This is a genomic window from Pseudomonas capeferrum, assembly GCF_013523055.1.
In the GTDB taxonomy this organism is placed as follows: domain Bacteria; phylum Pseudomonadota; class Gammaproteobacteria; order Pseudomonadales; family Pseudomonadaceae; genus Aquipseudomonas; species Aquipseudomonas capeferrum_A.
Genome location: NZ_JAAMQM010000023.1, coordinates 99,200 through 106,423 on the forward strand (window position 1 = coordinate 99,200; position 7,224 = coordinate 106,423).

At 59.8% G+C, this 7,224-nt stretch carries 6 protein-coding genes; 2 read left to right on the top strand and 4 right to left on the bottom strand.

All coding sequences use genetic code 11. The features are described from left to right. The first annotated feature begins 17 nt into the window (after positions 1-17). Entirely contained in the window at positions 18-1,445 is a 1,428-nt protein-coding gene (locus G7009_RS22935; protein WP_181132387.1) for an FAD/NAD(P)-binding protein, read from the top strand. Between the two features lie 4 nt (positions 1,446-1,449). On the opposite strand, the gene G7009_RS22940 is transcribed toward G7009_RS22935, so the two are convergent. Together G7009_RS22940 and G7009_RS22945 are read right to left on the bottom strand one after the other, a co-directional pair. Next, positions 1,450-2,220: an alpha/beta hydrolase family protein gene (locus G7009_RS22940; protein ID WP_181132388.1), complete on the bottom strand. Its 771-nt coding sequence runs from the start codon at positions 2,218-2,220 to the stop codon at positions 1,450-1,452. Further along, positions 2,204-3,316, bottom strand: coding sequence for a DUF3182 family protein (locus tag G7009_RS22945; protein WP_181132389.1), 1,113 nt, complete (start codon positions 3,314-3,316; stop codon positions 2,204-2,206). Before G7009_RS22945 ends, G7009_RS22940 begins: the two co-directional genes overlap by 17 nt. A gap of 189 nt (positions 3,317-3,505) precedes the next feature. Between G7009_RS22945 and G7009_RS22950 the strand changes: the two genes are divergently transcribed. Beyond that, a complete protein-coding gene (locus tag G7009_RS22950; protein ID WP_181132390.1) occupies positions 3,506-5,311 on the top strand; it encodes an aminopeptidase P family protein in 1,806 nt (601 codons plus the stop codon). Between the two features lie 40 nt (positions 5,312-5,351). Here G7009_RS22950 and G7009_RS22955 read toward each other — a convergent pair whose 3' ends face one another. Next, positions 5,352-5,633, bottom strand: coding sequence for a hypothetical protein (locus G7009_RS22955; RefSeq protein ID WP_181132391.1), 282 nt, complete (start codon positions 5,631-5,633; stop codon positions 5,352-5,354). A gap of 182 nt (positions 5,634-5,815) precedes the next feature. Beyond that, complete coding sequence (gene rhtA, locus G7009_RS22960; protein ID WP_181132392.1) at positions 5,816-6,703, bottom strand: threonine/homoserine exporter RhtA; 888 nt, start codon at positions 6,701-6,703, stop codon at positions 5,816-5,818. Between the last annotated feature and the right edge of the window lie 521 nt (positions 6,704-7,224).

Below are 7,224 nucleotides of genomic sequence, written 5' to 3' on the forward strand. Positions count from 1 at the left end.
TGTCACGAGAGAATGCCATGAGCGATCGCCATACCCTTGAGGCCGATATCCTCATCATCGGTGGCGGCTTGAGCGGTAGCCTGCTCGCCGCCCAGTTGCTCCGCCAGCCAATCGGACGTCGACTGGTGATCGTCGAACCCCGTGCCGACCTGGGACGCGGCGAGGCTTACAGCGCTGTCGAGCTTGGCCATACCCTCAATGCCAATGCCGCACGCATGAGCGTCGACCCCGACAACCCGGACGATCTTTCCCAGTGGCTGGAGCAGCACATCGCTGCCGGTGGCTGGCCGGAGTCGGCCGAGCAGGGTCTTCCGGCGGCCGAGCTGTTCCCGCCTCGGAGTCTGTTCGGCCGTTATGCGCGACAGCGGCTGGCCCAGGCGCAGGCAGCCGCTGCGCTCCACGGTTCGGAGCTGTTGCACCTGTGCACCGAAGCCGTCGATGTCCAGCTCGAAGCGCGCGGTGTACGGGTGTGGATGGCCGATGGGAGTCGCTGTCTTGCGGATCGCGTGATTCTGGCCACCGGTATGTTCACCGCCGCGCGTACCTCGCAGCGCGAAGGCAATGGCTTGAACACGCTGGCGGTCGACCCTTGGGATGTAGCCACGATGGGTGGCCTGGATCCGGATGGGCGTGTATTGATCATCGGCTCCGGCTTGACCATGATCGACGCGCTGGTCTCTCTGAACCAGGCTGGGCATCGCGGCCCGGTTGAAGTCTTCTCGCGCCATGGTCTGCTGCCTCACGTACGCCGCCAGCCTCCAGCTTGGGAAGATTTCCTGGCTGCCGATACCGATCTGCGCTCGCCGCTGCAGTTGTTCAGGGCCCTGCGCGCCCAGTGCCGTCTGGCAGAGTCTCGCGGTATCGACTGGCAAGCTCCGTTGGATACGGTCAGGGCGCATATCGGGCGGCTATGGAGCCAGGCTACCGACGTGCAGCGTCGACAATTCGTGCGCCATGTCAGGCCTTTTTGGGAGAGCCATCACCACCGCGCGCCGCCGCTCGGCGCCGCGTTGTTGGAGCGCTGGCTGGTCCAGGATCGACTACGCATTCGCGCGGCCACCTTGCTGGCCGTGGCGCGCGATGCAGATGGTCTGCCGAAGGTGCAAGTGCGTTCGAGGGGCGAGGCACAAAGCGAATGGCGCTCGGGCTGTGCGGTGATCAATTCGATGGGCATCGAGTACGACTGGCGTCGTGTCGATCGCCCGTTGCCACGCCAATTGCTCGCTCGAGAACTGGTCCGCCCAGGACCGCTGGCATTGGGTATCGCAGCAGATCCGAACGGCGCGGTGATCGATGCTCATGGGCAGGTTTCCCAGCGCCTGTTTACCCTCGGCCCGCCCTTGCGTGGGCAATGGTGGGAAAGCACCGCGGTAACTGACGTGGCCGCGCAGGCCAAGGCCCTGGCGAGGTATCTGCTCGCGTCGAGCCGAGCGGCAGGTCCCTGAGGCTTCAGGCGTACCAGGGCGCGTAGTGGGGATAGCGATCCAGACGCGCTCCTATCACCATTTCGCTGATCCAGGCACCCAGGATCGAGCTGTAGGCCTTCTGACTTTCTTCGCTGGAGAGCGCATGATCCGAACCGTCTACGATCCGGTGAGTCAGTGAGTGAGTGTTGACGAATGCCGAGCGATAGCTCATGAGGGTGGCGTGGGGTACGTAGTCATCCTGCTCGGATTCGACCAGCAGCACATCCCCTCGGAAGTCGGAACAGGCGGCCAGGGCCTGATTGTCACCCGGGGCGAGCATTCGCTGACGATAAGCCTGCAGACGCTGACGGTCCAGCGCCTGCTTGGGTGTATCCCACTGATCGTCCCAGTACAGGGCTGGAACGCGCAAGGCCAGCCACTTCACCGCCCGGTGCTGGGTCAGCAAGGTAGCAAGATAGCCACCATAACTGCTGCCGATCACGGCGATGGCGCTGCTGTCCACGGCGGGATGGCTCACCAGTCGGTCATAGGCTGCCAGTAGATCGGCGAGATTCTGCTCGCGCGTCACGGTCAGGCGCTGGCTTTCGGTTTTTTCATGGCCGCGCAGGTCGAAGGTCATGCACACGCACCCGAGGCCGGTGATCTGTCGAGCGCGGGCCAAGTCGCGCTGCTGACTGCCGCCCCAGCCGTGGACGAAGAGAATGCCAGGCATCTTGGTGCCCGGACTGACCAGGGTGCCGGCGATGCTTTCACCATCCACCTGCAGCTCTACGGATTCACTCTGGATCGCCATGCTCGTGCAGTCGCGCATATTTACAGAATTCGCCGAGTTCACTGTCATCTCCCTTGTAGAAAAGTGTGGCGTCGCTGGGCAGGTCGGGTGAACCGAATATTTCATGGCTGGAGGCATGCACCCGTTGCAGCTTCGGATCATCGGCGAAGGCGAGCAGGGCCAGTACTTCGGCGCTGCTGGCGCCACCCAGGCGCCAGGATTGCTCGAGAACGCCGCTGCGTGACGCTCCGGTATGGTCTACGCCGCGGGCTATATCGTAGTTGCGTCTGGAGGCAACGAAGCCTGGAAAGTGTTCTTCGGCTGCGCGCTCGTAGGCCGTAGCCTGATCGATCGCCAGGCGCAGTTGGTCTTCGAGCGGGAGGCGCAACAGCGTTTGATAGTCGCCACGCACCACCATGAGGTCGGAACCGCCGTAGACCTCCTCTCCCTGATGGTCTCGCGTCAGTCTCTGGGTGCCATAGTAGCTGCAGGTGATACCTGCCACGCGGACCTGTCCGACGCTAAACGTCTCGACGTTGGACAGATTTTCTTCCAGGACCAGGCCCCAGAGTCCAAGCTGGCGCTCATCCATGTCGTGCAGCAAAGGCGGGAGGGCATTCGAATTCTGGATGACCACCTGGCCACGGCCAGCGCAAGCCAGGACTGGCTTGACCCGGACCGGGCCACTTCGCAATAGCAAGTCTGCCGCCTTTCGCGCCTCGGCCTTGCTGAAAACGGTATAGCCGCGCAACACGGCACTGGCGGCCTGAGCAGCAAAAACATCGGTCCAGCCCTTTGGGGCGCTCGCGCCTGGCAGTAGCGGGTGAGAAATGGCTTTGGTTGCCATATAGGGCTCGCTGACGAGCCCGCCGAACAAATCCGACTCATCGACGATGCCCATGCACTGGTAGTGGTCAGGGCCGACAAGGGTCTGGGTAGGCAGGTAGTAGAAGCGATCGGAAGCGGTGGGAGGACGCTCCGGTTCGATTCGGGCGATACCAAGCAAGGTGGCGAGGCAGTCGGCAATCTTCAAGTGCGAAGCGTGCTCGTGCGCGGGCGTTTCCTCTCGATTGTCGAGTAACACTAGGGCTGTCTTTGCTTCGCAAGCGCGGGGCATGGATAGTCTTCTCTCCGACACGGGTTGTAAGCTTGAGAAAGAGTGAGATGAAAAGAAGTTCAGTAGGAACGATCAGCGGAGTTTGTGTGTATTGGCCAGTCAACAGTGATCGGCCGGCTTGCGATTGCGGTCACGAGCGGGGTGCTCCATTATCGGGCGCATTGAAAAGGCATGGCCGCAGGAGTCCGCATGAATGCTCAATCTGTAACTCAGGTCGTACCGCAGCGGTTGTTCCGCTTGCGTGAAGTGATGGCGAGCGTGGGAGTCGATGCGGCGCTCATTCCGTCTGCTGATCCACATCTTTCCGAGTACTTGCCTGGGCATTGGCAGGCGCGTCAGTGGTTGTCCGGTTTCCATGGCTCTGTGGGGACTTTGGTGGTTACCGCCGATTTTGCCGGCCTGTGGGTGGACAGTCGTTATTGGGAGCAGGCGGAGAAGGAACTGGACGGCAGCGGAATCGGGTTAATGAAGCTGCAGCCTGGGCAACCGGGTGCGCTGGACTGGCTGGCTGAGCACGTGGCGGCGGGCGGCGCGGTAGCCGTGGACGGTGCGGTGATGGCTGTGCTCCAGGCGCGACAACTGCGGGAGCGACTCCAGGCGCGTCAGGTAACGTTGAACACTTGCCTTGACCTGCCCGGTCAGGTCTGGAATGACAGGCCAGCGCTGCCACTCAGGCCGATCTACGAGCATCTTGCGCCGTACGCGTCCGTCAGCAGGGCCGATAAGCTGACCCAGCTACGTCTTGCGATGCTGGAAAATGGCGCCAGCTGGCACTTCCTGGCCACGCTCGATGACATCGCCTGGCTCTTCAACCTGAGAGGGAGCGATGTTTCCTATAACCCGGTATTCGTGTCCTTTGCCTTGATAGGGCCTGGCCGGGTAATCCTGTTCGTGGCGTCAAGCCAGGTAGACGATACGCTGTGCCAGGTTCTCGCAGCCGAAGGCATCGAGGTGCGCGACTATGCGCAGGTCGGCGCGGCGCTGGGAGAAATTCCTGCAGGAGAAGGTCTGCTGTTGGATCCTGCGAAAGTCACGTGCGGTTTGTTGGATCATGTCGATCCAGGCGTCAGGTTGATTGAAGGTATCAATCCGACCACCCTTAGCAAGTCGCGCAAGCCCAACAGTGATCTGCTCCATGTTCGACAAGTCATGGAGCAGGACGGCGCTGCGCTTTGCGAGTTCTTCGCCTGGTTCGAGGCGCATTCGGGACAAGAGATCATCACGGAACTGACCGTCGATGAGCAACTGACTGCCGCGCGAGCGCGCAGACCAGGTTTCGTGTCACCGAGCTTTGCCACCATAGCGGCCTTCAACGCCAATGGCGCGATGCCGCACTATCGAGCGACGGAGGAATCGTATGCTGTCATCGAGGGTGATGGACTGCTGCTGATCGATTCGGGAGGCCAGTACCTGGGAGGCACGACCGATATCACGCGGATGGTAGCGGTGGGAAAACCGAGCCTGGAACAGATGCAGGATTGCACGCGAGTGCTCAAGGGTGTCATTGCGTTGTCGAAGGCGAAATTCCCTCGTGGCATTGCCGCGCCTCTGCTCGATTCCATCGCCCGCGCGCCGCTCTGGGCCGACGGGGTGGATTACGGCCACGGAACCGGGCATGGCGTGGGCTACTTTCTAAATGTGCATGAGGGGCCCCAGGTCATCGCCTACCAGGCAGCCCCCTTGTCGCAGACAGCCATGCTGCCGGGAATGATCACCTCGATCGAACCAGGCACCTATCGCCCTGGACAATGGGGCGTGCGAATCGAGAATCTTGTTGTCAATCGTGAGGAAGGCCAGGGCAATTTTGGCAACTTCCTGGGTTTCGAAACGCTCACCTTGTGCCCGATAGACACGCGGTGCTTGTTGATGTCGATGCTGGCTGCTGAAGAGCGGTCCTGGCTGAACGCCTATCATGCTGAAGTGCAACACCGCCTTGCACCTTTGCTGCAAGGGTCGTCGCTGGCTTGGCTGGCCGCCCGAACGGCAGCGATCTGAATCCACGTGCCAAGGGCAGTCTGTTGGCTGCCCTTGCTCGTCACTTGCAGATAACGATCATGCTGCGACTGGTGTAGCCTGCCGGGTTGATACCGAATAGATAATCACCTGGCTCTTGATCAGCTTCGCCCGACCTGGCGATGACCTTGTAGCCCTTGTTCCCGCAAGACGTTTCCGCCTTGCTGTGACATCTGTCCCAGGATGAAGAAAGGCCAGAACAGTTGATATGGAGCCCTTTCTTCCCTCGCTTGACCGTCGTTTTCTCGGTGGCGGCGCATCCAGCAATGGCCAAAATGGCCAGGATGATCAAAATACGTTTCATTCCTGTCCTTAGTACATACCCGGTCACAGCACGGGAATTGTCGATGTGGCTTCGTTTCTTCCTGAAATGCGCTGCTTCCCTGTACGGCAGTAATAGCGTTTCTATGGCGATTCTGACAGCTTAAACAAGCGTGGCGCGCCGGTACAAGACCGGGTTGGTATTAAATGAAAATATTTCTCATATCAGTCGGCGGCGACCGCGGGCAGTGTTTCCTTTCTCATGGACAGCGTTGCGCCAATAGAGGCTGTGATGATGGCGATAATCGCCAGCCATTGAGTGAGGGTCAGGACTTCATTGAGAAAGAGCAACCCTGACACTGCAGCCACTACGGGCTCGATACTCATGAGCGTGCCGAATGTGCGAGTGGGCATGCGGGTCAAGGCGACCATTTCCAAACTGTAGGGCAGCGCCGTGGAGAGAATGGCCACCCCCAGCGCGACCGGGATAAGCGAGGGTGATAACAGAGCGCTCCCGGCATGGACGATACCGATAGGCGCGACGAACAAAGCTGCGACCAGCACACCAAGAGCGGCGGTTTGAATGCCATGTTCTGCCCCGGCGCGTTGTCCATAAAGGATATAAAGGGCCCAACAGGCTCCGGCGCCCAGTGCATACGCGGCACCAATGGGATCGAGGGCGCTGCCGGATTGCCCGACCGGGATCAACAGCATCAAGCCGAGCACGGCCAGGCCAATCCACAAGAAGTCGACAAGGCGGCGCGAAGCATAGATAGCCACTGCCAGTGGGCCTGTGAACTCCAAGGCCACTGCGATACCTAGCGGCACTGTGCGCACTGACATATAGAAGAGGAAATTCATTCCGCCCAATGCCATGCCATAAATGATCACATTGCGTAGCGTTCTTCTGGTCATCCTCGCCCGCCAAGGCCGCAGTAGGAGAACCATGATGACGCTGGCGAAGATCAGCCGTAGCGTGGTGGTGCCTTGGGCTCCGACCAGGGGGAACATCGATTTCGCCAGCGAGGCGCCGGACTGGATTGAGGCCATGGCGATCAAGAGGAGACCGATCGGAAACAGACTCGATGCCAGGGTGCGGGGTTGGGTGGTCATTTGGCAATGCGGTCCATGGAGATTTGAGCAGTATAGTGCGCACTCAAACAGTCCTGTCGCAAGAGTATTTAATGGGCTGGCAGCATTAATGTCTTGCACAGGGAGGTCATTGGATTTTATTGCGTGTTGATGAAATAAAAGCTTGACGGCTTCTTCCAGGTCCTTATAATGCGCACCACTTCCAGCGTAGTTGGAGCGAGAAACTCCTTGAAGATCAACGAGTTAAGCGTTTCAAGCGATGCGGGAAGGGCTTCGATCGACAGATCGACAGCGGTGAAAAAGGTGGTTGACAGCGGTTTTCAACGCTGTATGATTCGCCTCCCGCTGACGAGAGATCGCAGCGCGTCAAGTGGTTGAAGTTGAACGAAAAACTTCAAAATAAACGCTTGACAGACTCTGAGGAAAGCGTAGAATGCGCACCTCGGTTCAGCAAGTCGAAAGACGCCGAACCAACCGCTCTTTAACAAATTGAATCAAGCAATTCGTGTGGGTGCTTGTGAGCATGGACTGATAGTCTGCAA

Bases quoted from the DNA above. Each gene is read 5' to 3' on its own strand.
- G7009_RS22935 (WP_181132387.1), top strand. From the start codon at position 18: ATGAGCGATCGCCATACCCTTGAGGCCGATATCCTCATCATCGGTGGC.
- G7009_RS22940 (WP_181132388.1), bottom strand. From the start codon at position 2,220: ATGGCGATCCAGAGTGAATCCGTAGAGCTGCAGGTGGATGGTGAAAGC.
- G7009_RS22945 (WP_181132389.1), bottom strand. From the start codon at position 3,316: ATGCCCCGCGCTTGCGAAGCAAAGACAGCCCTAGTGTTACTCGACAAT.
- G7009_RS22950 (WP_181132390.1), top strand. From the start codon at position 3,506: ATGAATGCTCAATCTGTAACTCAGGTCGTACCGCAGCGGTTGTTCCGC.
- G7009_RS22955 (WP_181132391.1), bottom strand. From the start codon at position 5,633: ATGAAACGTATTTTGATCATCCTGGCCATTTTGGCCATTGCTGGATGC.
- rhtA (WP_181132392.1), bottom strand. From the start codon at position 6,703: ATGACCACCCAACCCCGCACCCTGGCATCGAGTCTGTTTCCGATCGGT.